This is a genomic window from Rouxiella sp. S1S-2, from assembly GCF_009208105.1.
In the GTDB taxonomy this organism is placed as follows: domain Bacteria; phylum Pseudomonadota; class Gammaproteobacteria; order Enterobacterales; family Enterobacteriaceae; genus Rouxiella.
On record NZ_WFKL01000001.1, the window covers coordinates 4,430,754 to 4,456,356 of the forward strand.

The 25,603-nt window shown below is 51.9% G+C and carries 19 protein-coding genes; 7 read left to right on the top strand and 12 right to left on the bottom strand.

All coding sequences use genetic code 11. The annotated features are described in order from the left end of the window. The first annotated feature begins 41 nt into the window (after positions 1-41). Complete coding sequence (ggt, locus tag GA565_RS20360; protein ID WP_152200412.1) at positions 42-1,817, top strand: gamma-glutamyltransferase; 1,776 nt, start codon at positions 42-44, stop codon at positions 1,815-1,817. Between the two features lie 69 nt (positions 1,818-1,886). Here ggt and proY read toward each other — a convergent pair whose 3' ends face one another. The 5 genes from proY to phoB all read right to left on the bottom strand — a co-directional run bounded on the left by proY (position 1,887) and on the right by phoB (position 8,776). Next, on the bottom strand, positions 1,887-3,293 hold the full coding sequence (gene proY, locus GA565_RS20365) for a proline-specific permease ProY (RefSeq protein WP_152200414.1): 1,407 nt from the start codon (positions 3,291-3,293) through the stop codon (positions 1,887-1,889). A 163-nt stretch (positions 3,294-3,456) separates the two neighbouring features. Beyond that, positions 3,457-4,776 (bottom strand): branched-chain amino acid transport system II carrier protein, encoded by a 1,320-nt coding sequence (brnQ, locus tag GA565_RS20370; RefSeq protein WP_152200415.1) that lies wholly within the window; start codon positions 4,774-4,776, stop codon positions 3,457-3,459. A 402-nt stretch (positions 4,777-5,178) separates the two neighbouring features. After that, a complete protein-coding gene (locus GA565_RS20375; RefSeq protein WP_152200417.1) occupies positions 5,179-6,279 on the bottom strand; it encodes a cobalamin-independent methionine synthase II family protein in 1,101 nt (366 codons plus the stop codon). Between the two features lie 319 nt (positions 6,280-6,598). Continuing rightward, the gene (phoR, locus tag GA565_RS20380; RefSeq protein ID WP_152200419.1) at positions 6,599-7,918 is read right to left on the bottom strand and encodes a phosphate regulon sensor histidine kinase PhoR; all 1,320 of its coding nucleotides are present in this window, start codon (positions 7,916-7,918) and stop codon (positions 6,599-6,601) included. 168 nt (positions 7,919-8,086) lie between these two features. Continuing rightward, on the bottom strand, positions 8,087-8,776 hold the full coding sequence (phoB, locus tag GA565_RS20385) for a phosphate response regulator transcription factor PhoB (RefSeq protein WP_055778162.1): 690 nt from the start codon (positions 8,774-8,776) through the stop codon (positions 8,087-8,089). 219 nt (positions 8,777-8,995) lie between these two features. On the opposite strand from phoB, the gene sbcD reads away from it, so the two are divergent. Then, on the top strand, positions 8,996-10,252 hold the full coding sequence (gene sbcD, locus GA565_RS20390) for an exonuclease subunit SbcD (protein ID WP_152200421.1): 1,257 nt from the start codon (positions 8,996-8,998) through the stop codon (positions 10,250-10,252). Then, positions 10,249-13,503 carry an exonuclease subunit SbcC gene (gene sbcC / locus GA565_RS20395; RefSeq protein WP_152200423.1) on the top strand — a complete coding sequence of 1,085 codons (3,255 nt, stop codon included), beginning with the start codon at positions 10,249-10,251 and terminating at the stop codon, positions 13,501-13,503. Before sbcD ends, sbcC begins: the two co-directional genes overlap by 4 nt. Positions 13,504-13,556: 53 nt before the next feature. Here the strand turns inward: sbcC and GA565_RS20400 are convergent, their stop codons facing one another. The 4 genes from GA565_RS20400 to GA565_RS20415 all read right to left on the bottom strand — a co-directional run bounded on the left by GA565_RS20400 (position 13,557) and on the right by GA565_RS20415 (position 18,280). Further along, on the bottom strand, positions 13,557-14,849 hold the full coding sequence (locus GA565_RS20400) for an O-antigen ligase (RefSeq protein ID WP_152200425.1): 1,293 nt from the start codon (positions 14,847-14,849) through the stop codon (positions 13,557-13,559). Then, a complete protein-coding gene (locus tag GA565_RS20405) occupies positions 14,810-15,829 on the bottom strand; it encodes a glycosyltransferase family 8 protein (RefSeq protein WP_152200426.1) in 1,020 nt (339 codons plus the stop codon). Before GA565_RS20405 ends, GA565_RS20400 begins: the two co-directional genes overlap by 40 nt. 149 nt (positions 15,830-15,978) lie before the next feature. After that, positions 15,979-17,019, bottom strand: a complete 1,041-nt coding sequence (locus GA565_RS20410; RefSeq protein ID WP_226951053.1) for an AraC family transcriptional regulator — start codon at positions 17,017-17,019, stop codon at positions 15,979-15,981. 250 nt (positions 17,020-17,269) lie between these two features. Then, positions 17,270-18,280, bottom strand: coding sequence for a phosphotransferase enzyme family protein (locus GA565_RS20415; RefSeq protein WP_152200430.1), 1,011 nt, complete (start codon positions 18,278-18,280; stop codon positions 17,270-17,272). A gap of 269 nt (positions 18,281-18,549) precedes the next feature. On the opposite strand from GA565_RS20415, the gene GA565_RS20420 reads away from it, so the two are divergent. Then, positions 18,550-19,863 carry an aspartate aminotransferase family protein gene (locus GA565_RS20420; protein ID WP_152200431.1) on the top strand — a complete coding sequence of 438 codons (1,314 nt, stop codon included), beginning with the start codon at positions 18,550-18,552 and terminating at the stop codon, positions 19,861-19,863. A 114-nt stretch (positions 19,864-19,977) separates the two neighbouring features. Beyond that, a complete protein-coding gene (eat, locus tag GA565_RS20425) occupies positions 19,978-21,342 on the top strand; it encodes an ethanolamine permease (RefSeq protein WP_152200433.1) in 1,365 nt (454 codons plus the stop codon). Between the two features lie 82 nt (positions 21,343-21,424). Here eat and mak read toward each other — a convergent pair whose 3' ends face one another. Next, complete coding sequence (gene mak, locus GA565_RS20430) at positions 21,425-22,345, bottom strand: fructokinase (protein WP_152200435.1); 921 nt, start codon at positions 22,343-22,345, stop codon at positions 21,425-21,427. 198 nt (positions 22,346-22,543) lie between these two features. Between mak and rdgC the strand changes: the two genes are divergently transcribed. Then, on the top strand, positions 22,544-23,458 hold the full coding sequence (gene rdgC, locus GA565_RS20435; RefSeq protein WP_152200436.1) for a recombination-associated protein RdgC: 915 nt from the start codon (positions 22,544-22,546) through the stop codon (positions 23,456-23,458). A 92-nt stretch (positions 23,459-23,550) separates the two neighbouring features. On the opposite strand, the gene ppnP is transcribed toward rdgC, so the two are convergent. Next, positions 23,551-23,841, bottom strand: coding sequence for a pyrimidine/purine nucleoside phosphorylase (gene ppnP, locus GA565_RS20440; RefSeq protein WP_055776646.1), 291 nt, complete (start codon positions 23,839-23,841; stop codon positions 23,551-23,553). A gap of 190 nt (positions 23,842-24,031) precedes the next feature. On the opposite strand from ppnP, the gene GA565_RS20445 reads away from it, so the two are divergent. Continuing rightward, positions 24,032-24,925, top strand: a complete 894-nt coding sequence (locus GA565_RS20445; protein ID WP_152200438.1) for a LysR family transcriptional regulator — start codon at positions 24,032-24,034, stop codon at positions 24,923-24,925. Here GA565_RS20445 and GA565_RS20450 read toward each other — a convergent pair whose 3' ends face one another. After that, entirely contained in the window at positions 24,926-25,603 is a 678-nt protein-coding gene (locus GA565_RS20450; protein ID WP_152200440.1) for an AroM family protein, read from the bottom strand.

Genomic DNA, 25,603 nt, shown 5'->3' on the forward strand with positions numbered 1-25,603 from the left:
ACATAAAAAAACACACTGACAGGGTGTAATCAGGAGCAATTATGTTTTTAAACCAATGGACAAAACCGTTAACCGTACCGCTGACGCTCGCGGCACTGCTCGTGAGTGGCTCACTGCTGGCGGCCTCCAACCCCGCAGTAGAAGCTAAAAACGGGATGGTGGTGACCTCACAGTATTTGGCCTCGCAGGTGGGTGTCGACATTCTTAAAAAGGGCGGTAACGCCATTGATGCCGCTGTGGCAGTAGGCTACGCCGAAGCCGTGGTTAACCCATGCTGCGGCAATATCGGCGGTGGCGGCTTTATGACGGTGCATCTGGCCAACGGTAAGGACACCTTCATCAACTTCCGTGAAATGGCTCCAGCGGCAGCCAGCGCTAATATGTATCTTGATGCCGACGGCAACGTGAAGAAAGGCGCCAGCCTCTATGGTTATCTGGCCGTCGGCGTTCCAGGCACAGTAATGGGGCTGGAACACGCCCAGCGCGAATACGGCAAGCTGACCCGCGCACAGGTTATGGCCCCGGCCATCAAACTGGCACGTCAGGGATTTGTGCTGACCCGCGCCGATACCGACATTCTCGATACCAAAACCTCGAAATTTAAAGACCAGCCTGACGTGGCAAAAATCTTCCTGCGCAAAGACGGCACACCGCTGCAGCCGGGCGACAAATTGGTGCAAAAAGACCTCGCCAATACGCTTGAAGCCATTTCAAAGCACGGTACTGATGCATTCTATAAAGGCAAAATCCCGGCAGCCGTCGAAGCGGCATCTAAAAAAGGCGGTGGAATTATTACCGCTGCGGATTTTGCTAACTATAGAGTGACAGAAACGGCACCGGTGACCTGTAGCTATCGCGGCTATAAATTCGTCTCTGCACCGCCTCCAAGCTCCGGCGGTGTCACAATGTGTGAAACCCTGAACATCCTTGAAGGTTACGACCTCAAAAGCATGGGCTTCAACTCGGCGGCTGCTATCCATTACCTGACCGAAGCCATGCGTCACGCCTACATGGACCGCAACACTTTCCTCGGTGATCCGGCGTTTGTGAACAACCCAACCGATCGTCTGCTGAGCAAAAGCTACGCTGCCGACATTCGCAAGAAGATAGAAGCGGATAAAGCCACACCTTCTTCGCAGGTGCAGCCGGGCATGGAACCGCATGAGAAACCTGAAACCACCCATTACTCGATAGTCGATAAAGATGGCAACGCCGTTTCAACCACTTACACCATTAACGGGCTGTTTGGTTCGATTGAGATTGCACCAGGTACCGGCTTCTTCCTCAATGATGAGATGGATGATTTCACCAGCAAAGTCGGTGAGAAAAACATGTATGGACTGGTGCAGGGCAGCAGAAATGCTATCGCCCCCGGTAAGCGCCCACTATCATCAATGAGCCCGAGTTTAATCACTAAAGACGGGAAAACCTTTATGGTTCTCGGCTCACCGGGCGGCTCTCGCATCATTACCATCACGCTGGAAACGGCGCTGAACGTCATTGATTTCGGCATGCCTCCGCAGGAAGCCGTTAACGCACCGCGCATTCATCACCAGTGGTTGCCGGATGAGGTCTATTACGAGCAGCGCGGCGTTTCTGCTGACAGCCTGAATTTGCTGCAGAAGATGGGTTACAAGATGGTTGAGCAAACCCCGTGGGGCGCAGCTGAGCTGATTATGGTCGGGTTGCCAGGTGCCGTGGGCGTGACGCCACAAAGCTCTGGTAATGACGCGGCGGTATCGGGGAAAGTCCGAGAAGGCTATCTGTATGGTGCCAACGACGTGCGTCGTCCGGCCGGTGCAGCGATTGGGTATTAAGCTGCGTCACAATAGGTTGAGCTTCACACATTAAAAAAAGGGGTAAGCGCTTGCTTACCCCTTCTCTTTTTATTCAGCCTCCGCCGTTATCGGGCTTTTCTTCCGCGTCTTGAGCCAATAGCTACCCAACAGCGCGACCACCCACACGGCTCCGGCATAGAGCGACATGCGCGTATCGGGGAAATAGCCAATTAATCCAATGATAAACACCAGGAAGATGATGGCAATTATCGAAGTAAAAATACCGCCACGCAGTGGGAATTCAAGCTCAGAAACCTGCTGACGGCTCAGTTTTAGGCGAAAGCCAATCTGCGAACAGAGGATCATGATCCATACCCAAACGGTGGCAAACGTCGCCAGTGAGGCAATGACCAGGAAGACGTTTTCCGGCATGATGTAGTTTAAATAGACCGCCACCAGCAGCGCCGCCATCATCACGATAACGGTCATAAACGGCGTACCGCGTCGTGATACCCTGGCAAACACTTTAGGCGCCTGCCCCTGCTCCGCCATGCCGTGCAGCATACGCCCCACGCCAAAAATATCGGCGTTAATGGCCGACAGCGACGCAGTGATCACCACAAAGTTGAGAATGGTCGCAGCGGCGGCAATGCCCATGTGCTGGAAAGTCAACACGAACGGACTGCCCTGCGTTCCTACCAGATTCCACGGGAAGATAGACATAATCACAAACAGCGTGCCCACGTAGAACACCAAAATACGCCACGGCACCGAGTTAATGGCCTTGGGAATGGTTTTTTTCGGGTCTTCGGCCTCACCGGCGGTGATACCAATAATCTCAATACCGCCGTAGGCAAACATTACCAACTGCAACGACAGCACGGTGCCCATAATTCCCTGACTGAAGAATCCACCGTGGCTCCACAGGTTACTGATACCGGTGGGATGCCCCCCGTTGCCGATGCCCCAAAAAATAATGCCGAAACCGGCTAAAATCATGATGATAATGGTCAGCACTTTAAAAAACGAGAACCAGAATTCCAGTTCGCCAAAGACCTTCACGCTCATCATGTTGATGCCGCCGATGATAAGCACCACGCTCAGCACCCACATCCAGTGCGGCACGTCAGGGAACCACACGCCCATGTAGATGCCAAACGCGGTCACGTCGGCAATACCGACAATCAGAATTTCAAAGCAGTAGGTCCAGCCGGTGATATAACCCGCGAGCGGCCCTAAATAGTCCTGCGCGTAGCGTGAAAACGAGCCAGTCTGCGGGTTGTTAACCGACATCTCGCCCAGCGCACGCATGATGATAAAAGCAATAATCCCACCGACCAGATAAGCCAGCAGTACGCTAGGTCCGGCCATTTTAATGGCGTCAGCCGAGCCGTAGAACAGACCGGTGCCAATGGCTGAGCCCAGCGCCATGAAGCGGATATGTCGGGTACTCAGTCCGCGCTTAAGCGACGTTGAGGATTTGTCAGCCGACGCTGTATCGAGAGATTGTTGCATTTAAAAATTCCAAATCATAAAGCACAGTCTAATAACGAAATAACGGAACACTCCCCGCTATTCTCTACCAACGAAAAAGCCACGGAAACTATTCCGTGGCCTGCATTGGCGAAAGCTTAGTCAATCGAGATGCCACCCGTTGAGGGTACACGGCAAGATTGCATTACTGATGCGCTGTAACGCTGCGCGCACCACTCACCTTGTCATAAACGCCAACCAACACCAGCATCAATACGGAAGGCGGTAGCCACGCCAGACCCTGCTCGGCCAGCGGCAGATGGGTAGTCCAGACCGGCAGCACAGCGGCGAAGTTAGAGGTTTTGATGCCGTCAATGATACCAAAAATCAGGCTAACCAGCATGACCGGCGCAATAATGCGCGAGGAGCTGTTCCACCAGCGCAGGGTAAAGCTCAGCACAATCAGTGCGATACACGGTGGATAAATCGCGGTCAGCACCGGAATTGAAATCTGAATCAGGTGGCTCAGGCCCAGGTTGGAGACCAGCATGGAGAACAGACCCAAAATAAACACCAGCGACTTATAAGACAGCGGTAAATACTGTGAGAAGAACTCGGCACAGGCGCAGGTCAGGCCAACCGCCGTGACCATACAGGCGATGAAAATCAGCGCAGCAAGGAAGAAACTGCCCACGCCGCCAAAGGTTTGTTGAACGTAAGTATGCAGAATAACCGCACCGTTTTTCGCTTCGGGCACCAGAGACGCCGTATTAACACCCAGTTTGAACAGGCTGAGATACACCAGCAGCAGGCCCAGACCGGCAATCAGACCGGCATAAATGGTATAGCGGGTTAATAGCTTGGCATCTTCTACGCCGCGGGAACGCGCAGCGTTAACGATAACAATACCAAACACCAGCGCGCCCAGCGTGTCCATGGTCAGATAACCATTCACGAAGCCGTTGGAGAAAGGAACGGCCTCATAGGCTGGCGTAGGGGCCAACGGTTGTCCGGCAGGCCACAGCACGGCGGCGATGCCAAGAATACCCAGTGCAACGATTTTCAGCGGTGCCAGAATATGGCCCACAGTGTCGAGCAGACGGCCCGGATACAGTGAAATACCAATCACCAGCACGAAATAAATCAGGCTATACACCAGCAGAGGCAACGCGCCGTCGCCGGTCAGTGGCGCAATACCGACTTCGAAAGAGACGGTTGCGGTGCGAGGCGTTGCAAACAGCGGCCCCACGGCCAGATAGCAGACCGTAGCCAGCAGCAAACCGGCTTTACGGCCGATTGGCGTACTTAGTGCATCGATTCCACCGCCCACGCGAGCAAGCGCAACCACGGTCATCACCGGAAGGCCCACGGCGGTTATCATAAATCCGGCGGCTGCCCACCAAACGTGGTGACCGGCCTGTAAGCCGACCATCGGCGGGAATATGATATTCCCCGCGCCGACGAATAAGGCAAAAGTCATAAAGCCCAATGCCAGAATATCTTTGCTTGTTAATCGATGACTCATGATGGATGTCGTGATGCCTGTGCAAAATGAATAAAGTGTCCGCTGCTGGCACTCGGCTTGAACGCTGAGGATGACGCCTGACGAGGTATAAAATGACGATATTATGCAGGGGTAGTGCGAGCGACAGCGGCGCTAAGGTACGCTTTTACAGTGCACAAAGGCAAGTCAGAATCAAAAAAGCAGAGCGTTTGACTGGTTTTTAAATCCTGAGCAGTAACATTAACTGGATATAGGCAAAATACCGCCACATGATGCGTATGTTTTTTGAACAACAAATGCCTATTTCAAGCTTTAATTAAATTAAAAGTGCGCGAAACAACCATTTAAAGGTCGATTCACGCACAATAACTCGGTGTATACGATGTGCTGCTACACTCGTTTTTTCGGCCTAAAGCCCGGGATTTACCAAATTTTCGCCGCGAGATCTACCACCAGTTTCAACTTGTCCCACTGCTGCTGGTCGGTCAGGCTGTTGCCCTCTTCGGTTGAGGCAAATCCACACTGCGGGCTGAGGCAAATCTGATTGATATCCAGATATTGAGTCGCTTCTTTGACGCGCGCTTCCACGTCTTTCGCCCATTCCAGACTGCCGGTTTTAGTGGTGATCAGCCCCAGAACGGCTTGCTGCTGGCCTGGTTTGATAAAACGCAGGGGCTCGAAGCCGCCGGAGCGCTCATTGTCATACTCCAGGAAGAAGCGATCGATGTTCACGGTACCAAACAGAATTTCAGCCACCGGCTCATAGCCGCCTTCAGAAATCCAGGTTGAACGGAAGTTGCCGCGACAGACATGCAGACCAATAATCAGGTCATCCGGCTTGCCCTCAATGGCCTTGTTTAATACCCGAGCATAGGTTTTCGCCAACGCTTCAGGGTTATCCCCACGTGCCAGAATTTGCTTCTTCTGATCTTCAGAGCACAGGTAGGCCCAGACGGTGTCGTCGAGTTGCAGATAACGGCAGCCCGCGTCGTAGAAGGCTTTAATCGCATCGCGATAAACCTGAGCCAAATCATCAAAATAGTCTTCCAGATTTGGATAGACGTCTTTTACCGCATCGCGATTATAGCGAAAATGCATCACGCTAGGGCTTGGAATGGTCATTTTCGCGACCGCATCACCGCTGATGCTTTTCAAAAAGCGGAAGTGTTCTATCATCGGGTGGTCGCCAAACGCCAGCTTGTTTACCACTTTGATGCTGCGCGCCTTAGTCTGCACGCCGTTGAACTGAATGCCCTGTTCTGCGTCATAACCCTCAACGCCCTGCAGGCCCTCGAAGAAATCGAAATGCCACCATGCGCGGCGGAACTCACCGTCAGTAACCACTTGCAAACCCGCCTCACGTTGCTGTTGTACAACGCGACGGATCTCGGTGTCTTCTACTGCACGCAGTTGCTGCGCATCAATTTCACCAGCTTTAAACTGTTGGCGTGCTTTTTTCAACGTTTCAGGACGCAGGAAACTCCCGACAACTTCGGCGCGATAAACGGGATTAGGCTGTGACATTCTTAACTCCTGGCAAGGCATCGATGAACACGTCATCACTGCTATTGATTATCGGGTAGCGCGGCGACCTTAGGAATTAGTTAACATTGTTAATAATACCTCGAGGTTATTTTAGACATCTAGATGTCTAAACGGCTTTAATACTATGCTGCCATGAGAACCCTTCAACACCAAATGACTATTTTTCACCTTACGTGAAAAAAATTCATGTTTGGAGGCAGGGCTTGATATTCAGAAGAAGTGGGTCCGAATGGACCCGCTTAAAAGAGAGGTGTTTTACAATATAAAGGGACGGCGCCAGGCACTAAAAAACAGAGAGTTAGTGCTTAATCTTGGCATTTTCGACGGGCGCTGCGTTCACAATCAACCGGTTGGGCAGTGTGAACATAAAGCGCGTACCGACACCAATTTCGCTCATGATATCCAATCGAGAATGGTGGTGCGTGAGCGCATGCTTGACGATAGCCAGCCCCAAACCACTGCCGCCAGTCTGTCTTGAGCGCGCCTTGTCAACCCGATAAAAGCGCTCAGTCAGACGAGGAAGATGCTGAGGCGCAATGCCCGGTCCGTTGTCACTGACCTGAAACTGCGCGCCCTGCGCCGTATGCTGCCAACTTACCTCAATGCGCGTACCGGTCGGGGTGTGATTAACCGAGTTGTACACCAGATTCGATACGGCGCTGCGCAGCTGATCGTCGTTGCCAAAAACCTTAAGCTGGTCGTTGATCTTGAACACAATCTCATGCCGACCGCCGCTCAGGGTCTGCACCTCGCGCTCCAGCATGCCCAACATCGTTGGAATATCGACCTTTTCCTGCAAATCAATATTGGTTGCGGCTTCAATTCGAGAAAGGGTCAGCAACTGTTTGACCAGACCGTCCATCCTGCGCGTCTGTTCCTGCATAGTGTCAAGCGCCTTGCTGCGAAAAGGTTCTTCGAGCTTGGCGTCTTCCATCATTTCAAGATAGCCCTGTAAAACAGTGAGCGGCGTGCGCAGCTCGTGACTGACGTTGGCAAAGAAGTTACGCCGCGCGCCCTCAAGCTGGCGCATCTGAGTGACGTCGCGCGCCACCATCAGCAGTTGACCTTCAGAGTACGGCATCACGCGAAACTCGACGAAGTGAGCATTGTTGAGTTGCAGCGTCAACGGACGTGAAAATTCTCTCGTCTGTATCCAGCTACGCATCTCAGGGTATCGCAGCAGGTTAAAAAGATGTTGGCCATTATCTTCCGGCCAGCGAAAGCCCAGCAGCTCCTGCGCCAGCCCATTACACCAAAAGATATTGCCCTCTTCGGTGGTGAGTACCACGGCGTCGGGAAGAGATTCGGCTCCGCTGCGAAAACGTTTTATCAGCAACGCCAGCTCTCGCCTTCTGCGGCGGTTGCGCATTTGCATCTGATTCAAGCCGTAAAATAGCGGTTCCCAGCTCCACAGGCCGCTGGGTGGGGTAATACTGCGGTCTAGCCACAGCCAGTGGGAAAGCTTGAGCTGGTTATAATAGTTCCAGCCCAGCGCTGCCAGCGCTGACGCCAGCAACAACCAGGGAAGATAACCAATGAAAATGGCGAGGATCAGCGCAGGCAGGCAAAACATAAACAGCTCGCCGGCCAGCCGTCTCCAGGATAATCGTTCTAACACACAGTATCTCCGCTGTGAGTGAGTGAACTGCCTTTATCAGAATAATAATCCACTCTATTTCATTATGCAGGACGGCGACAACTAAACAACGCCCCAGACGCTTGAATACGCCAGCCAGTGGGGTGAACGAAGGCCGTCAACGCCTGTGCATTCAAAATATAAAGCCTATTAATAACGGGTTGAGAACCTGTAACCCGTTCCGCGAACCGTTTGAATCATTCTATCGTGTCCGCTAGATTCCAGCGCTTTACGCAAACGGCGGATATGAACGTCTACCGTGCGGTCTTCGACGTATACGTTAGTGCCCCAGACGTTATTGAGCAACTGCTCACGGCTGTAAACGCGCTCGGAGTGGGTCATGAAGAAGTGTAGCAGTTTGAATTCGGTCGGGCCCATGTCGAGAGCCAGCTCATTGGCCATCACGCGATGCGACGAAGGGTCCAGACTTAGCCCCTGCATATCAATAACTTCTTCGACAGCCATAGGAGAAATGCGGCGCATCACGGCTTTAATTCGCGCGACCAGCTCTTTAGGGGAAAACGGTTTGGTAATATAGTCATCGGCGCCGACTTCCAGCCCGCGCACGCGGTCTTCTTCTTCACCACGTGCGGTAAGCATCATGACAGGAATATCGCGCGTCAGCGCTTCGCGTTTGAGGTGTTTAATAAACTGAATACCGGAACCGCCCGGCAGCATCCAGTCGAGTAAAATTAATTCGGGGTAAGGCTCAATAAGACGATTCACCGCCGAGTCGAAATCTTCAGCTTCAATGGGCTGGTAACCATTTTGCTCAAGCACAAAACAAACCATTTCACGGATCGGTGCTTCATCTTCCACAACTAATATGCGTCTAGCCATTTGATAGCCTGCCAATAAGTTAGCGAACTTAATTTTGATTTCGGGCGTCATTATGCGTCAGATTTGTGACAGATTTATGAAAAACAGTTTCGCGTGCGACTAAGTGTAGCCAAGCCGTCATATTTGACCCGCGCATTTGTCATAAACACGATTTTTCAACGACATCGCCCGCTGTGGGCGTTTATACTTGCCGCTTGCAACCGCCACCGCGAGACCCTCATGCGACTGATTCATACCTCCGACTGGCATCTTGGTCAGTACTTTTTTACCAAGAGCCGTGCGCCTGAACATCAGGCTTTTCTAACCTGGCTGATAGAACAGGTTGAGCAACATCAGGTAGATGCAGTGATCGTCGCGGGGGATATTTTCGATACCGGTTCGCCGCCAAGCTATGCCCGTGAGCTGTATAATCGCTTCGTGGTCAATCTGCAAAAAACCGGCTGTCAGTTGGTGGTATTGGCAGGCAACCACGACTCAGTGGCAACGCTCAACGAGTCGAGAGAGCTGCTTTCATGCCTGAATACTCAGGTGATAGCCACCGTAGGCGAAGACCTTACGCGTCAGGTATTAACGCTAAATAACCGCCAGGGTCAGCCCGGTGCTGTGCTGTGCGCCATTCCTTTCCTGCGCCCGCGCGACCTTCTGGCAAGCCAGGCCGGGCAGTCCGGCAGTGAGAAACAGCTGGCGCTGCAGGAAGCTATTGCAGCGCACTATTCTTCGCTGTATCAGGCAGCGTGTGCGCGACGAGACGAGCTTGGCCTGCCCTTGCCGATTATTGCGACCGGTCATTTGACTACCGTTGGCGTTACTGCCTCCGATTCAGTGCGCGATATTTACATTGGTACACTGGACGCCTTCCCCGCACAGGCGTTTCCGCCGGTGGATTATGTTGCTTTGGGCCATATCCACCGGGCGCAGAAAATCGCTAAAACCGAGCACATTCGCTACAGCGGATCGCCGATCCCATTGAGTTTTGATGAAGCAAGCAACGATAAAAGCGTGTATTTGCTCGATTTCACCGGTACTACGTTGAACAGCATTGAAACACTGGCCATACCGCGTTCTCAGCCAATGGAAATCATCAAAGGCACGCTGGCCGACATTGAAAAGCAGCTGCTTAGTTTTCAAAATAATGAACCGCAGCACCAAGGCGATCCTCAGAAAAACGTCTGGCTGGATATTGAAGTCGCGACGCAGGACTACCTGAGTGATATTCAGCGCCGCATCCAGAATCTGACCGACCCGTTGCCGGTTGAGGTAGTACTGCTTAGACGCAGCAAGGAGCAGCGGCTGCAAGGACTGCTGCAGCAGGAGAAAGAGACGCTTAAAGAGCTCAGCGTAAATGAAGTTTTCGAACGCCGTCTGGCACAGGAAAATGCGCCCGAAGAGGGGCGCCAGCAGCGCATCCGTACGCTTTTCTCGCAGGTGCTGGAACAGGTTGAAAGCGGGCATTCCTCGGAGGAAAGCGCACAGTGAAAATTCTCTCACTACGTTTTAAAAACATCAATTCACTGGAAGGTGAATGGAAAATCGATTTTACCGCCGAGCCGTTTGCCAGCAACGGGTTGTTTGCCATTACCGGCCCGACCGGCGCGGGTAAAACCACCCTGCTCGACGCCATCTGCCTGGCGCTTTATCACCAAACGCCGCGCCTCGACGTGACCCCGAGCCAAAATGAGCTGATGACGCGCCATACCGCTGAATCACTGGCCGAGGTGGAGTTTGAGGTGAAAGGCATCGGCTATCGTGCTTTCTGGAGCCAGCGACGTGCGGGTAATTCGCCAACCGGTAATCTTCAGGCGCCAAAGGTTGAACTGGCGCTGTTGGCCGACGGCAAAATATTGGCCGACAAAGTACGCGACAAGCTGCCGGCCATCGCCGAACTGACCGGCCTCGACTTCGGGCGCTTTACCAAATCAATGATGCTCTCGCAGGGGCAGTTTGCCGCCTTCCTCAACGCCAAGGCCAATGAGCGCGCCGAGCTGCTTGAAGAGCTGACCGGCACCGAAATTTATGGACGACTGTCTCAACAGGTTTTCGAGCAGCATAAACAGGCAAAAATTGACCTCGACCTGCTGCACCAGCGCGCCGCAGGCATTGAACTGCTGAGCGACGAACAGCGCGTGCAACTCGAGCAGGAACGGGTGATGCTTGCCACACGCGAGAAAGCGCTGAGTCAACAGGCTGAACGACAGCAGAAGGGCCTCAACTGGCTGCAGCAATGGCAAAATATTGAACAAAAAAACCAGCAGTATCAGCAACAGCTGCTTGAGGTGGAGCAACAGACTGCTCTGGCAGCGCCGCAGTTACAGCAATTGGCACGCAGTGAGCCGGCCGAAAAATTGCGACCTTTGTTAAATGAGCGCCAGCGTAATCAGCAACAGCAGACGAGTTTACAGCAGCAGATAACCCAGCTTGCGGCTCAACAGCAGCAAAAACAGGCAGCGATGATGCCGCTGGCCGAGGGTCTAAAAAACGCTGAAAACGACCTAAAACTGTTGCAGCAAGAGCAACTGCGCGAAGAGAAGCTGATCGACGAGCAGGTTCAACCACTGGATAACGCGACAGCCAAGGCTCAGGAAAAACTGAGTGAGCTGCAAAAAGATCGCGCGGATCAACAGAGCAAGCAGCAAAAAATCAGTCAGGATCTACAAAAAATCAATGCCGAACAGGCCCAGCTCGCGCAGCAGGGCAGCCAGTTTAGTGCTAAAGAGGCCGAACTCACCGCCGCGGTTAATCTGCACATGCAGCAGCAGGCAGCACTGGATGCCCAGTCGCCGCAGGCCGCGCTGCGCCAACGTCAGACTGAACTAACAGAGTGGCGCCCTGTTCGCCTCACACTTTCCACGTTGAACCCGCTTTATCAACAGCTCACCCAGCGCATCAGTCGTCAGCAGCAAGAGTTTACGACGCGACAGGCAGAGTTGACTGCCTTTGAGCAACGGCTCACCGAAATCCGAGCGCAGTTTAAACTGCACAAACAGCATCAGCTCGATGTTGAAAAGATTTTGCAGCAAGAACAGCTGATCGTCCGCCTTGAGGCCGAGCGCGCCAGGCTACAAACCGGTGACCCCTGCCCACTTTGTGGATCAACGTCGCACCCGGCCATCGCTGAATATCAGGCGGTGACGCCTTCTGAAACCGCACGGCGAGTTGATGAAATGCGTCAGGAAACGGAGCGTTTGCAGACTGCCGGTACGGAGCTGCGCGCCCGCACTGAATCATTTAAAGAGCAGCAACTGCGACTGCAAAACGCGCTGGAGCAGGACGTCAAACAGCAGGCGGACTACTTCACGCAGTGGCAGCAGGCCTGTGCGACGCTCTCTCTGAGCTTCGGCCCTCAGGAAGATGACGCACTGAAAAACTGGCTCAGCGAGTGTGAACAGGAGGAACGCAGCGTCCAGCAAACGCTTCGTCATTATGATGAGACTTCTCAGGCGCTACAGCGTGCCAAAGAGAATCTTTATGCGGCGCAAAACGAGCAGCAAAAGGTGCAGCAGCAGGTATTATTGCTGGCAGAACGCAGCACCACGCTGCAAAAAATTCTTTCGGAATTAGAACAGCTTGTGAAGCTGCTTGATAAACAGATCGCAGAAAATGAGCAATCATTGGCGCAACTTGGCGCGCAGCGTAAAGAAATCTTCGGCGACAGACAAATTATTCAGGTGCGCGAACAGCTGCGCCAACGGCGTAAAAGCGCGGAACAGGTCCACCTTCTGGCCCATGAAAGCCTGAAAAGCGTACAGCAACAGCTCGACCAGCTCTCGGGGCAACTCGTTAGCCAACAGCAGCAGTTGCAACAGAGCGAAACAAGTCTGCAATTGGCTGAAATTCAATGGCAGCAGGCGCTAGCGACCAGTGAATTTATTGATGAGCAAGCCGTGCTGAATGCCCTGATTGATGAAACATTGCGCCAGCAGTTACAGCAGCTCAAAGAGAAATTGCAGCAGCAGCAGACGCAGGTCCAAACCTTGCTACGTCAGTCGGTTGAGCAGTCTGAACAGCATTTGCAATCGCGCCCCGACGGTGTAAGTGCGCAGGAAACCGATGCCGCGACCCTCGCCAACCAACTTGGTGAACTCGTCGAGCAGCTCAGAACGCTGCAGCAGCGCCAGGGAGAAGTAAATAGCCAATTGTTAGGTGACAGCCAACGTCAGGCCGGTCAGCAGGCGCTTTTTGCGCAAATCACCCAGTCGCAAGAGAAGTTTGACGACTGGAGTTATCTCAACCAAATCGTCGGTTCAAGTGACGGGGCTAAATTCCGTCGATTCGCTCAGGGATTAACCCTTGAACACCTAGTTTATCTGGCCAACAAGCAGATGGATAAACTGCACGGGCGCTATTTCCTGCAGCGAAAAACCAGCGATGCGCTGGAGCTGGAAGTGGTGGATACCTGGCAGGCGGACGCCGTGCGAGACACGCGTACGCTGTCGGGCGGCGAGAGCTTCCTGGTGAGTCTTGCGCTGGCGCTGGCGCTGTCAGACCTGGTCAGCGATAAAACCCGCATTGACTCGCTGTTCCTTGATGAAGGCTTTGGTACGCTGGATGCTGACACCCTCGACACGGCGCTCGACGCATTAGACAGCCTAAACGCCAGTGGCAAAACGATTGGTGTAATAAGCCATGTGGAAGCGATGAAAGACCGTATTCCAGTGCAGATCAAAGTCAAGAAAGTGAATGGACTGGGCATCAGCCGTCTGGATAATGAGTATAAAGTTAATGCTTAACGGCTAACGAGTTAATATCGGCCAATGCGCGAAAACGGATTGGCCGATATTATTTAACGCAGATTTTTCTTCATGAGCGGGAATGACAGCGCTAGCGCAATAATAATCACCAGCACAGTATTGCTCTGAATAAGTACGGTATCTGCTATTCCAAGGATAAACACCGGCAGCATAATAAATAAGGTACCGTAATTTTCTAACGCCCCTTTACGTAAAGAGAAGTAGAATCCGGCAATAAAGAACATCACCAAAGAAACAAAGCCGAAAATCCCCTGTAAAGAGAGGGTTTCGAGTAAATCATTGTGCAAGTGATATATCACATTACGTTTTGCCTCAGGATTACCTCTTTGGTATTGGTCAATATAATCGATAGCTTTCTTATAACGCTGGTCGGCTGACTGCCCTAAGAAACTCGGTTCAATGCTGTGCGCACCTGCGCTCCACATAGAGAATCTGGCACCGATTGAGGTGTCATTATTCGTGTCGTACTCACTAATTTCAGTACTGATTTGCGAAATACGATCCCAGGCAAGATACACGACCGAAGAGGCCGAAAGCACGATAACCAACACCAGCGAAAGTTTTATTTTGAGACTTACAGAGCGGTAATAATAGGCAAAAAATAGTGCATAAAGCAGGGGCGCCAATATTATTGCCGAGCGGGTTTGTGTCATGACAATCATACCCATCGTCGTCAGAAACGCAGCCACCAATAATAATACCGAGATTACTCCGTCTTTGAAGGCGGCACGGATAGCAACAATCAACACCATCGAATAAATAACCGCAAGATAAGCACCGGTTGTGGCGGCATCTGAGGTCCACTTATCTCTCATCCCTTCCTTACTGAGTGTTAAATCTCCATGCCAAAGCGACATAAAGAAGCCCAGGAACATAATCACCAGGCTTAACTTAAGAATATTTTGCTTAAGTAAGGTGCGATACTGATAAAAATAAAACAGTAAAAAAGCGGCAATCATAAACCGCTTTCCGCCGGTAAAATAATTACTTCGAATATCATTGAACTCTGTATGCTTAAAAATCAGGCTCCAGGATAAGCGACTGGCTCCGACCAAAAACAGGGTAATAAAGAAAAGTAATGCAGGTTTATCCAGCGACTGTGTGGAACGGTGTTTATAAAAGTAAATCGCCGTATAGGTAAACGAAATATAGCTCACCAGATAAAAAATCTTTTCGGGATAACCACGAACGAAAAGATCCATCGAGATGGCACAAACCAGCGCCAAAAAACTCAAATTGTAGATAAAAACGGACTTTTTTGATTCAAGTATCAATTTCAAGATCCTTACTTGTAATAACGCAGCAGGTAATAGCTGAGGTACCATTTAATACCGCTAAAAAAAGCTCGTTCTTTAAAACATAGCTTATACATTTTTTTAGCCTGTTGATCCGTTTTAGGTTTATCAAACGGCAGCGCTGACCATGCTGACTGCTCATACAGCTGACGATAATACTGGGTAGCGGCCTGCTTGTTCCACTGCTGCCATGGCTTATCAATACCAGCATAGTGTAAAAACACCGTATCTTTATCCGGCATCTGTGCATAATCAGCAGATTGGTGACCCAGCTTAAAAATTTGGTTGTATTTCTGCTCTGCAAAGGTAACCTGACCTTCCAAAACAATGTTGAGTGCGTCCTGGTCCATATAGGTAAACTGCTTTCCTCGCGATTCAAGCAAAGAAATAACGCGCTCAGTGACATTGCTTTCTCGCCATCGGTGAGTATTTATCAATAAAACGCCAGAATTAAAATAATACCTATATTTCATGGCAAGACTGGCCGCAAGCTGTGATGCTGTATGAGGCTCCTCATTCACCACCACGGCTATTTTATTTTCGCATTCGGCATGGTCAAACAATGAAATAAAAGGGTTAAGACAGACGATATCGGCGTCCAGATACAGCACATGACTCTCTTCGGATAAAATGTAAGGTGCGAGAAGTCGATAATATATTGCGTGAGGAAAAGCATCAGTGACATGTAATTCACTGAAGGCTGTTTCAGGAAGGGTGTGAATATGAACAACGTGAGTGGAATCTGCCACAATATTATTGAAAAAAGCGGCATACTCATTCCCATTTTCGCGGGTAATAATATGAAAATGAATAGAAATATTTTCGCCATTATTAATAATTGATTGAATCGTTAACAACGCATGGCGAGTGAAGCTGCCATCGACGCCAAAAGCAATGTGATATTTCGGTAACTCTTTGTTATTTAACTCACCAAAATAAACACATTCACTAATATAATCTTTATTGCCTGAAGGATTTTTTAGGAATTGGTCTATTGTTATATTTTTCATCGCTAATCTTCAGAGCACTTAACTTGGCTGTATTTTACGAATAATAACATGGCTCTAAGGGCAATACGAGTCAGGAAATGTAGCTGTTTAAATTTTGTATAAATTCAACTCTTTCGGCATCGATTGACGTGGGTAAATGAAGGCCGCTTTTAATGATGCCTTTCCTGCCGCCATTGGCGAGGGCTTAGGCCAAACCAGCGGCGAAATGCGCGTGAAAATGCGCTAACTTCAGAATAGCCCAACAGCAGCGCCATCTCAGAGATAGGTAACTGTTGCTGCTGTAGATAATGCGTCGCCAACTCGCAGCGCACCTTGTCCACCAGCACGGTAAAAGTCAGGTTTTGCTCGCGCAACCTACGCTGTAACGAACTCGGTGACATGCCCATTTTATCCGCGACATCGTCCAGAACAGGTTCACCCCGCGTTAGAACCTGCCTGACTTGCGAGCGTGCACGGTCCACAATCGACTGCTGCGAAAGATTATCGACGTTTAAACGGCGGATAGCATCCTGCATCACCAACAGCAGTGTTTGATCTTGTTCAGGCATCGATCGTTGCAGACTGCTTTTACCGATCAGCAGCGAATTGTAAGGTTGGTCAAAGTAGACCGGTGCATCAAACGCCTTACAGTGCTCGTGCCAATGCTCAGGACGCGGATGTTCAAAATGCACTTCGCGCGGCGCCCAATTCTTGCCTAAACCATGGCGCAGCAGGTTCAGGATCATCCCCAATGTCAACTCAGCGTCCTGACGCTTACTCAGAATTCCACCGTGACGCACCTGGTAGTCAAAGCGGTAATACTCACCTTTGTCTACCAAACGTGTCAAAGTATTATGTTGATGAAAAGGAAAGGCATTAACCACATTGTGCAACGCAGTTTCTGCCGAGGATGAACAGAGACCGATGTAACCGATTAGGCCTAATGACTGTGGTTTGAACTGCTTGCCGTAATGCAAACCGAAGTTATCACAACCTGACTGCCTGGCCGCTTCTTCAAGCACCTGACAATAGTTAGTCAGGCCCAGACTAAGCGTAGGTCGTTGTAAAAGCTCGGGATCGATATGGCAGATCCCCAACACGCGATCCACATCGGCGCCTTTGCTAATAATAAAATCACTCAATCCACTGGCCGCAGCGGCTAACACTCCGCGATTGCTATTCATATCAGCATCGGTCTGGCCAAAGATCATTGACTGCCGTAATACGTCTGTCTGCATTTAGGCTTCCATTTTCATTTGATAAGTCTGCTTGACAGCAACAGGTGATCGACTTCATCTGTGTAGCAATTTCCATACCATCATCGACACTAGGTAGGAAAAAAGAGAGTGCTATCAAGTAATTGGCCTAAATAAAGCCAGGAAGACAAGCAGAGACGGGGCTTATATACGCATCAAGTTAAGGAAACACTGCACGTAAACCGTGCAGTGTGGTGGAAAATAGCTAGCTTACCGGCAGCGCACACTCTTCGGTTTCGAGATAGGCCTGACACAATTTCACACTGTCGGCGACCCATTCTCCCCCAAGGCTGACAGCCATATCAGTGGTGGCATGCGAACCCACCCAGGCCAGCAGTTGAATACGACGTTGGATAATCATCGTTGGGATCACCGCTAAATCCTCTTCACTTAGCGGACAAATGCGCTGATAACCCGCCAGCCAGTGCTCGACCCACTCCTGCGCCCGCGGATGATGTTCAACAAAACTTATCGCCGCAGCGGCATCATGCATGTACCAGCCCATTCCACAATCGTCAAAGTCGATCACGCGCGTTTCCCCTTTGTGCAGTAGGAGGTTGGTCAGACGAAGATCCGCATGGATAAGCCCGTAGCGCTGCGTGCTTTTGCCATAGCGGTCTAAAATACGGCTGACTCGACTCAGTGTTTGTTCGACAATCAATCTGTCTTGCGGCTGTAAACCCGGTGCATCCTGCCACCTTCCCCAATGGCCCTGCGCGCCAATCATCGTTTGATGATCCCAGACGATGCGCGCAAAGCCGGCGGGTTTTTGCCAGCGCCGACTGTGTTGATGCAGCCGGGCCGTCACTTCACCCAATTGTGCAAACGCGCGTGGGTCCACCTCGGTAGTCGGCATTTCTCCCTCAATCCATTTGAAAAGCACCACGTGGCGGCTTTCATTGGCATTCAAAGCCAGCGTTTGCACACGTGCGCCGCTGAGTGTGACCAGCGCTTCCGGCACCTGAATACCGGTTTCTCTTAAACTGTCGAGCCAAGCCAGCTCACTTTCAATTTCATGATGTTGATGGTAATTGTCGCGGTGTACGCGCAGTGCCAGGCGATTTCCATCGGCCTGTCGCACCAGAAAAGTGGCATTTTCGGAACGGCAAATAAGGGAAAGTTCCCCCCGCATTGCATCGGGATAGTTTTTCAGCGCCAGGTCAGCGAGCTGGTGCAGGCTGGCGTTGTCCAGGGTATCAGACTGTTTTGCATTCATCAGGGTCACTCCAGGCAAGGTGATTAGGGCTTGTGCTATCAGAATGAAAGCGTCGACCGTTCTGCGCTTGACTCAGGAGGACCCATTGTTGACTTCAGGCAGTCAAAATGCCGGTAAGAAGGTCAACTTGACTTTGGCGTGCAGGGTTGAGCGCTCTAGGGTCAAGTTTTGTGGCGTTGTGAGGTGCATTATCGAGACAACTTCACTTACCGTCTGGCGTGAGTCAGCCGAAACAAAACTTGGCCCCACCCGTTAGGAGATAACCTACCATGTTGAAAACCAATGCTTTTGATGCCGCCGCCAGCGAAAATGTATCCCCGGCAGCACGTGAGATGATTGAACGCCGTCGTCGCCTGCTCGGTCCTGCCTATCAGCTGTTTTACAAAAATCCGGTGCATCTGGTGCGGGGAGAAGGCGTATGGGTTTTTGACGCCGCAGGCAAAAAGTATCTTGACGTCTACAACAACGTGCCTTCAGTGGGCCACTGCCATCCCTACGTGCTGGAAGCGCTTATCCGCCAAGCTTCAACGCTGAACACCCACACGCGCTATCTGCATGACAATGTGCTTAATTTCGCCGAAAAACTGGTATCAACCATGCCGCCGGAGCTGAGTCAGGTGATGTTCACCTGTACCGGCAGTGAGGCAAACGATCTGGCGCTGCGCATTGCTGAAGATTTCACCGGCGGGACTGGCGTTATCATCACTGAATTCAGCTACCACGGCATGACCAAGGCGATTGCCGGGCTTTCGGCTTCAATGGGGCCTTACGTCAAAATCAACGGCGATGCTCGTGTTATTCCGGCTCCTGTACATAACCCTGCTAATCCGGCGGCAGTAGGCAAAAAATTTGCCGCTGACGTACGCGCGGCACTGGCCGACATGCGCCGCCACGGCATCAAGCCTGCGGCGCTAATGATTGACACCTTCTTTACCAGCGACGGCGGATTCTTTGACCCCGCAGGTTTCCTGAAAGAGGCTATCGACGAAATTCACAAAGCGGGTGCGCTGTATATCGCCGATGAAGTTCAACCCGGCTATGGTCGCTCGGGTGAGCACATGTGGGGCTTCCAGCGTCACGGCGTGCTGCCGGACATCGTCAGCCTCGGCAAGCCCATGGGCAACGGTCACCCGATGGCGGGTATCACCATTAAGCCACACATTCTTGAGCGTTTCGGCAATGAATCGAGCTATTTCAACACTTTCGGGGGCAACACTGTGTCTTCGGCGGTCGGTCTGGCAGTGCTTGAAGTGATTGAGCAGGAGGCGCTTATTCCAAGCGTGGGCCGTGCGGGTAAAGCGATTCTTGACGGTATCAGTGAGCTATCAACCCGTTTCTCGGCGATCGGCAGCGTGCGCGGCGCGGGTTTGTTTGTCAGCGTCGACTTCACCACCGCCGAGGGTGAACCGGACTCCGCAACGGCATTGGCCGTCGTTAACGCTCTGCGCGACGAGGGCGTGTTGATAGGTGCATCCGGCCCGCACGCCAATATCCTCAAAATTCGTCCTCCATTAGTATTTACCGCCGAGCACAGCCAAATTCTGGTCGAAAGCCTGGAAAAAGTGCTCAGCAAGATGTTCTAAAACAATCACAAAGTAGCAAAAGTGAATTTTACGGCACCGCGTTGATGATGATGCGCGCCGTTTTCACCGCCAGATCTGGCGGGGGTGCTGTTCATTAATCCTCAGGAGTACAACATGACAACACAGCTTAAACCGACGCTGGGCACTCTGCACCTTTGGGCCATTGCCGTGGGATTGGTTATTTCTGGTGAGTATTTTGGCTGGAGCTATGGCTGGGGCGTCGCCGGAACGCTCGGATTTTTAGTGACCACACTGATGGTTGCCACTATGTACACCTGCTTTATCTTTAGCTTTACCGAATTGACCACGGCTATTCCGCACGCCGGTGGCCCGTTCGCCTATAGCCGCCGCGCCTTTGGTGAAACCGGCGGGTTGATAGCCGGCATGGCGACGCTGATTGAATTTGTATTTGCTCCACCGGCGATTGCCTTGGCGATTGGTGCCTACCTCAACGTACAGTTTCCGGACCTTAATCCCAAAGTGGCCGCGCTGGGTGCTTATATCATCTTTATGGTGATGAATATTTTGGGCGTTAAACTCGCCGCACTGTTTGAACTGGTGGTCACCGTGCTGGCGGTGCTTGAACTGTTAGTCTTTATGGGCGTAGTGGCGCCGGGCTTTAGCTTCAGCAACTTCGTACTTAACGGCTGGTCTGGCGGCGAACATTTCGGCCTGCCGGCTGTATCCGGTATTTTTGCTGCTATCCCCTTTGCTATCTGGTTTTTCCTGGCGATTGAAGGCGCTGCCATGGCCGCGGAAGAAGCCAAAGACCCAAAGCGTACTATTCCTAAAGCCTATGTCAGCGGTATTTTAACGCTCGTCGTACTGGCCATCGGCGTAATGATTATGGCTGGAGGCGCCGGGGACTGGAGCAAGCTTGCCAACATCAACGATCCGCTGCCGCAGGCGATGAAAATGGTGGTCGGTGAACACTCTAACTGGATGCACATGCTGGTCTGGATTGGGCTGTTTGGCCTCGTTGCCAGCTTCCACGGCATTATTTTAGGCTATTCACGCCAGTTTTTTGCCCTTGCCCGCGCGGGGTATCTGCCTGAAGGACTGGCGAAACTCTCTCGTTTCCAAACGCCGCACCGTGCGATTATTCTTGGCGGTGTGATTGGTATCGCCGCTATATTCAGCGACGGCGTGGTCAATCTGCAGGGCATGTCACTGACCGCGGCAATGATAACAATGGCGGTATTCGGTGCCATCGTGATGTACATCATGAGCATGCTTAGCCTGTTCAGACTGCGCAAAACTGCGCCGGAGATGGCACGCAGTTTCCGGGCACCGGGTTATCCTGTGGTGCCTGCCATCGCCCTGATTCTGGCGATAGTCTGCCTGATTGCCATGGTCTGGTTCAATTTGGAAATTGCCGGTATTTTTGTGGTGTTCATGCTGGTTGCCTATCTCTATTTTGCAGCAACCAAGGCGCAGCGCGATGCCGCCGCACCTGACGCCATGCTTTCGGGAGAGTAAAGGCCCTTGGCTTGTTTTAGATGTTAACCTTCTGAACATGGCCTGCAGACGATGCAGGCCATCTTTTATTTCTTTCAGTCAATTACAGAGAAAAGCGGTCCTGCGGCCACAGCCACGCAGCGCCGCGTACGCCGCTAGAGTCACCGTGAACAGCCTTGAGAACCGGTGTTTCGCACTCGCCGCCAAACACCCATTGCCGGATGAGCAGAGGCAAGGTGCTATAGAGCCTGTCGACATTACTCATTCCACCACCAAGCACCACCACGTCGGGGTCTAGAATGTTAATAATATTGGCCAACGCCTTGGCCAGTCGGCGCTCATAGCGGCCAAGTGCCAGCTCGGCAACCGGGTCTTCGTCATCGACCAGCTTGATGATTTCGGCCCCCGTCAGGCGCTGGCCGGACAGGCGGAAGTAGTCCTCGGCAAAACCAGTGCCTGATACAAAAGTCTCGATGCACCCCGATTTACCGCAATAACACGGCACTTCCTGCTGGAAACGAAACTCGTCTTCGTCCAACCAAGGCAGTGGATTGTGTCCCCATTCTCCGGCAATACCGTTGCCGCCCGCGTGCGCCGCGCCGTCAAGCGCAACGCCGGCGCCACAGCCGGTGCCGATAATCACCGCAAAGACCGTTTTTTTGCCCGCCCCCGCGCCGTCGGTAGCCTCAGAGACGGCAAAACAGTTGGCATCGTTGGCGATACGCACTTCACGTCCGAGCAGCAGCGAGAGGTCCTCGTCCAGCGATTGTCCATTCAACCACACAGAATTGGCATTCTTAACTTTGCCCGTAAACGGCGAAAGCGTGCCGGGAATGCCCAACCCAATGCTGCCATGATGGCCGGTGGCCTGTTCGGCGTCGTCAACGAGTCCTTTAATCGCTTTAAGCGTGCGCTCATAGTCATTACGCGGGGTGTCTACGCGCTTGCGAAACAGCTCATGACCTTCATCAGACAGTGCGATCACTTCAATTTTAGTGCCACCGAGATCGATACCAATACGCACAAGATTTCTCCATTGCCGGTTATTTTTATTTCTTAAGTCTATAACAATATTGGCTGAATGAAGGGTTAAGCGCTCCTAAAAGGCTTCCCGCACACTCGCTCATTTTTCTTAAGGACTGATGACGCTCAATTGGTTATCATGCCGCCCTGCTTACCATTTATTTGCACGCCACGAGCGTGACGAGACAGGGATAACATCATGTTATGGTTTAAAAATTTATTGGTCTACCGCTTAAGCCGTGAAATCTCACTGTCTGCTGACGAGATGGAAAAACAGCTGAGCGCCTTCACTTTTACCCCCTGCGGCAGCCAAGATATGGCGAAAACCGGCTGGGTTTCTCCTTTGGGCTCACAGGGCGGTGATGCCTTAACTCACGCCAGCGGCGGTCAAATTCTGATTTGTGCACGTACCGAAGCTAAAATCCTTCCCTCTTCGGTCGTAAAGCAAGAACTGAATGCCAAGGTTGACCAGATTGAAGGTGAACAGCACCGCAAGCTTAAAAAGACTGAAAAAGACTCGCTGAAAGACGAAGTACTGCACACGCTGATGCCGCGCGCCTTCAGCCGTTTTAGCCAAACCTTTATGTGGATTGACACCGTTAACGGCTTGATTATGGTGGATGCTGGCAGTGCTAAAAAAGCCGAAGACATGCTGGCGCTGCTGCGTAAAAGCCTGGGTTCGCTGCCGGTCGTGCCGTTGACCATGGAAAGCCCTATCGAACTCACGCTGACCGAGTGGGTTCGCTCCGGTGAAACACCTGCCGGTTTTGCCCTGCAGGATGAGGCCGAGCTGAAAGCAATTCTGGAAGAAGGTGGCGTGATCCGCTGCAAGAAGCAGGCACTGGTCAGCGATGAAATTGCCAATCATATCGAAAACGGCAAGCTGGTCACCAAGCTGGCGGTTGACTGGCAAGAGCGTGTTCAGGTGGTTTTGGCCGACGACGCTAGCATCAAGCGGCTGAAGTTTGCCGATATTATTCGCGAGCAGAACGACGATATCGACAGAGACGATTTCGCAGCGCGTTTCGATGCTGATTTTATTCTGATGACCGGCGAACTGGCTGCGTTAATCAAGAATCTGATTGAAGCACTGGGCGGCGAGGCGCAGCGTTAACTGAAAGATTTAAGCATCAGAAATGAGTTGCGCGGGCAACGTGGCGCGCAACTCATTTAAAACCAGGCAAATATGCCCGGGTGAAAGCGATATTACTTGGACAGATACTTACAGAGGTAAGAACTGGTCTCAGGAACCTGCAGGTTAAACTCGCTGTTACCCGGCACGTAGAAGGTCTCGCCCACCGTAAAGGTCTGCCAGCCTTCGGAACCCGGCAGCAGAACAATCAAGGTACCGCTAACAACGGTCATCTCTTCCGGTTTAGCCGTGCCGAAGGTGTACTCGCCTTTAACCATTACGCCAACGCTAAGTGCGCCAAGGCTGTCGCTGTCGAAACCAATCGACTTCACTTTCCCTTCAAAATACTCATTATTTTTCAACATATAGATTGGCCCTTAGCGATAAATATTCACATTTCAAGAATCCTCATAGTAGGGTCAGAAGCTGGCATCTGTCACTGATTTTTATTGCCGAGTTAGCGTCTGTCGAGGCATCCCGCAAAGCCGCTATCCGTTGATTGATTTTAAGGTCATCAGATGCGATCCTGAAAAATTCCACTATTCAGGTTTGCCCATGTCGTTACCGCCGGATATTCATCGCCTCCTGCCTGCTTTTCTGAGCGCGGCGCAAAATGAAAATTTTTCAGCGGCTGCGCGTCAGCTCGGCGTAACGCCCGCGGCCATCAGTAAAAACATTCGCGTGCTCGAAGAGAAACTGGCGCTGCGGCTATTTGCCCGCAACACACACAGCGTGGTGCTGACCGATGAGGGAAAAATCCTCCTTCAGGAGGTTGAACCGCTGTGGCGTGCACTCTCGTCAACGCTTGAAAATGCCGCCTCGTCGCATCGCCTCCCCTCGGGCAGTGTCAAAGTCAGTACCATTCCCGGTTTTGCGCAGCAGCAGTTGATACCGCTGCTGCCGAGCTTTTTGGCGCAGTATCCCGAAATAAGTCTCGATCTGGTGCTTGATGCTCGTGTGGTCAATCTGGTTGCTGAAGGTTTTGACGTCGGCATTGGCAATCGCGTCGATCCCAACAGCCGTCTGATTGCCCGTCAGCTCAAACCCATGCGCACACTGTATGCCGCCTCCGCCGACTATTTGGCCCAGCATCCGCCGCTTAACACGCCGCAGGATTTGGTGCACCACTCCTGCCTTTTACACCGCAATGCCTCGACCAATCAGATAATAAAGTGGGATTTAGCGGGTGAGGTTCCACAGAGTGAACTTCGCGGGCGCGTGGTCTCTACTCGACCAGAATCATTGATTAGCTCGGCGATAAACGGTTTGGGCGTGGTGGGCGTTGCGGGTTGGTATATTGAGCCACATTTAAAAAGTGGGGCACTGGTGCCGGTTTTAGAAGAGTTTTGGACGTCGGGCGTACCGCTGTGGCTGTATTACAGCAGCGCAGATTTACCCCCCAGAGTCAGAGTCTGGGTGGATTTCATTCTTGAGCACTTTCAACCGTAATTAGAGCAGCAGTTCGGCGGCCAGTTTAACGACCAGCGAATTCGATAGCATCACCGGTACATCGAGGTGTTTCTGGATGATGTCGCAGTGGCTGCGCTGATAACCGATGCAGTCGAGCAATACGACTTGAGCGCCCTGATCCTTAAGAGAAAGCGCCGCCTCAATCAACGTTCGCTCATCGGCCAGATACGGGCTAGCGGTGGCATAACACGGTTTTTTAGCCAGCTTGCTCCACTTACCCGCCTGATGCTCTATTTGCTCGACAACCGGCACTATAATGCCGACCTGATGCTGACCGACGATCCCGTTAATCAGCGGCGGAATGATCCTGTCAGGCTCAAGCAGCATCGCCTGCTGTGCATGCAGATTATGAAAAATGCCGGTACACAGCAGCAGGATCGTGTCGCAACCCTGACTTTCAAGCCAGTTGATTTTTTCCTGCAATGCTACCTCAACGCGCGGCGACGCCAGTCGTACCTGGGTGCCGTCCAACAGGCGCGACACCAACACGTCTTCTCCCGGTGCTGGCGCAAAACGCTGTTCGATTTGCGCCTGAGTCAAGCCGTCCAGCAGGCCGGTGTGGGTCACCAGCTCGGGAGGAAGATACTCATCAAGCAGCGGCATAATGTCGCTGCGTGGCGCCTGCCCGATGGTCAGGGTGGCAAAGGAGGTCATCAT

What these genes read in the sequence shown, in the direction of transcription:
- phoB (WP_055778162.1), bottom strand. Translation starts at nt 8,776, where the DNA reads ATGGCTAGACGCATATTAGTTGTGGAAGATGAAGCACCGATCCGTGAA.
- GA565_RS20375 (WP_152200417.1), bottom strand. Translation starts at nt 6,279, where the DNA reads ATGTCACAGCCTAATCCCGTTTATCGCGCCGAAGTTGTCGGGAGTTTC.
- GA565_RS20450 (WP_152200440.1), bottom strand. Translation starts at nt 25,603, where the DNA reads ATGATGACCTCCTTTGCCACCCTGACCATCGGGCAGGCGCCACGCAGC.
- rdgC (WP_152200436.1), top strand. Translation starts at nt 22,544, where the DNA reads ATGTTATGGTTTAAAAATTTATTGGTCTACCGCTTAAGCCGTGAAATC.
- brnQ (WP_152200415.1), bottom strand. Translation starts at nt 4,776, where the DNA reads ATGAGTCATCGATTAACAAGCAAAGATATTCTGGCATTGGGCTTTATG.
- GA565_RS20445 (WP_152200438.1), top strand. Translation starts at nt 24,032, where the DNA reads ATGTCGTTACCGCCGGATATTCATCGCCTCCTGCCTGCTTTTCTGAGC.
- sbcD (WP_152200421.1), top strand. Translation starts at nt 8,996, where the DNA reads ATGCGACTGATTCATACCTCCGACTGGCATCTTGGTCAGTACTTTTTT.
- eat (WP_152200433.1), top strand. Translation starts at nt 19,978, where the DNA reads ATGACAACACAGCTTAAACCGACGCTGGGCACTCTGCACCTTTGGGCC.
- GA565_RS20410 (WP_226951053.1), bottom strand. Translation starts at nt 17,019, where the DNA reads ATGATCTTTGGCCAGACCGATGCTGATATGAATAGCAATCGCGGAGTG.
- ppnP (WP_055776646.1), bottom strand. Translation starts at nt 23,841, where the DNA reads ATGTTGAAAAATAATGAGTATTTTGAAGGGAAAGTGAAGTCGATTGGT.
- GA565_RS20405 (WP_152200426.1), bottom strand. Translation starts at nt 15,829, where the DNA reads ATGAAAAATATAACAATAGACCAATTCCTAAAAAATCCTTCAGGCAAT.
- GA565_RS20400 (WP_152200425.1), bottom strand. Translation starts at nt 14,849, where the DNA reads ATGGTACCTCAGCTATTACCTGCTGCGTTATTACAAGTAAGGATCTTG.
- GA565_RS20415 (WP_152200430.1), bottom strand. Translation starts at nt 18,280, where the DNA reads ATGAATGCAAAACAGTCTGATACCCTGGACAACGCCAGCCTGCACCAG.
- proY (WP_152200414.1), bottom strand. Translation starts at nt 3,293, where the DNA reads ATGCAACAATCTCTCGATACAGCGTCGGCTGACAAATCCTCAACGTCG.
- ggt (WP_152200412.1), top strand. Translation starts at nt 42, where the DNA reads ATGTTTTTAAACCAATGGACAAAACCGTTAACCGTACCGCTGACGCTC.
- GA565_RS20420 (WP_152200431.1), top strand. Translation starts at nt 18,550, where the DNA reads ATGTTGAAAACCAATGCTTTTGATGCCGCCGCCAGCGAAAATGTATCC.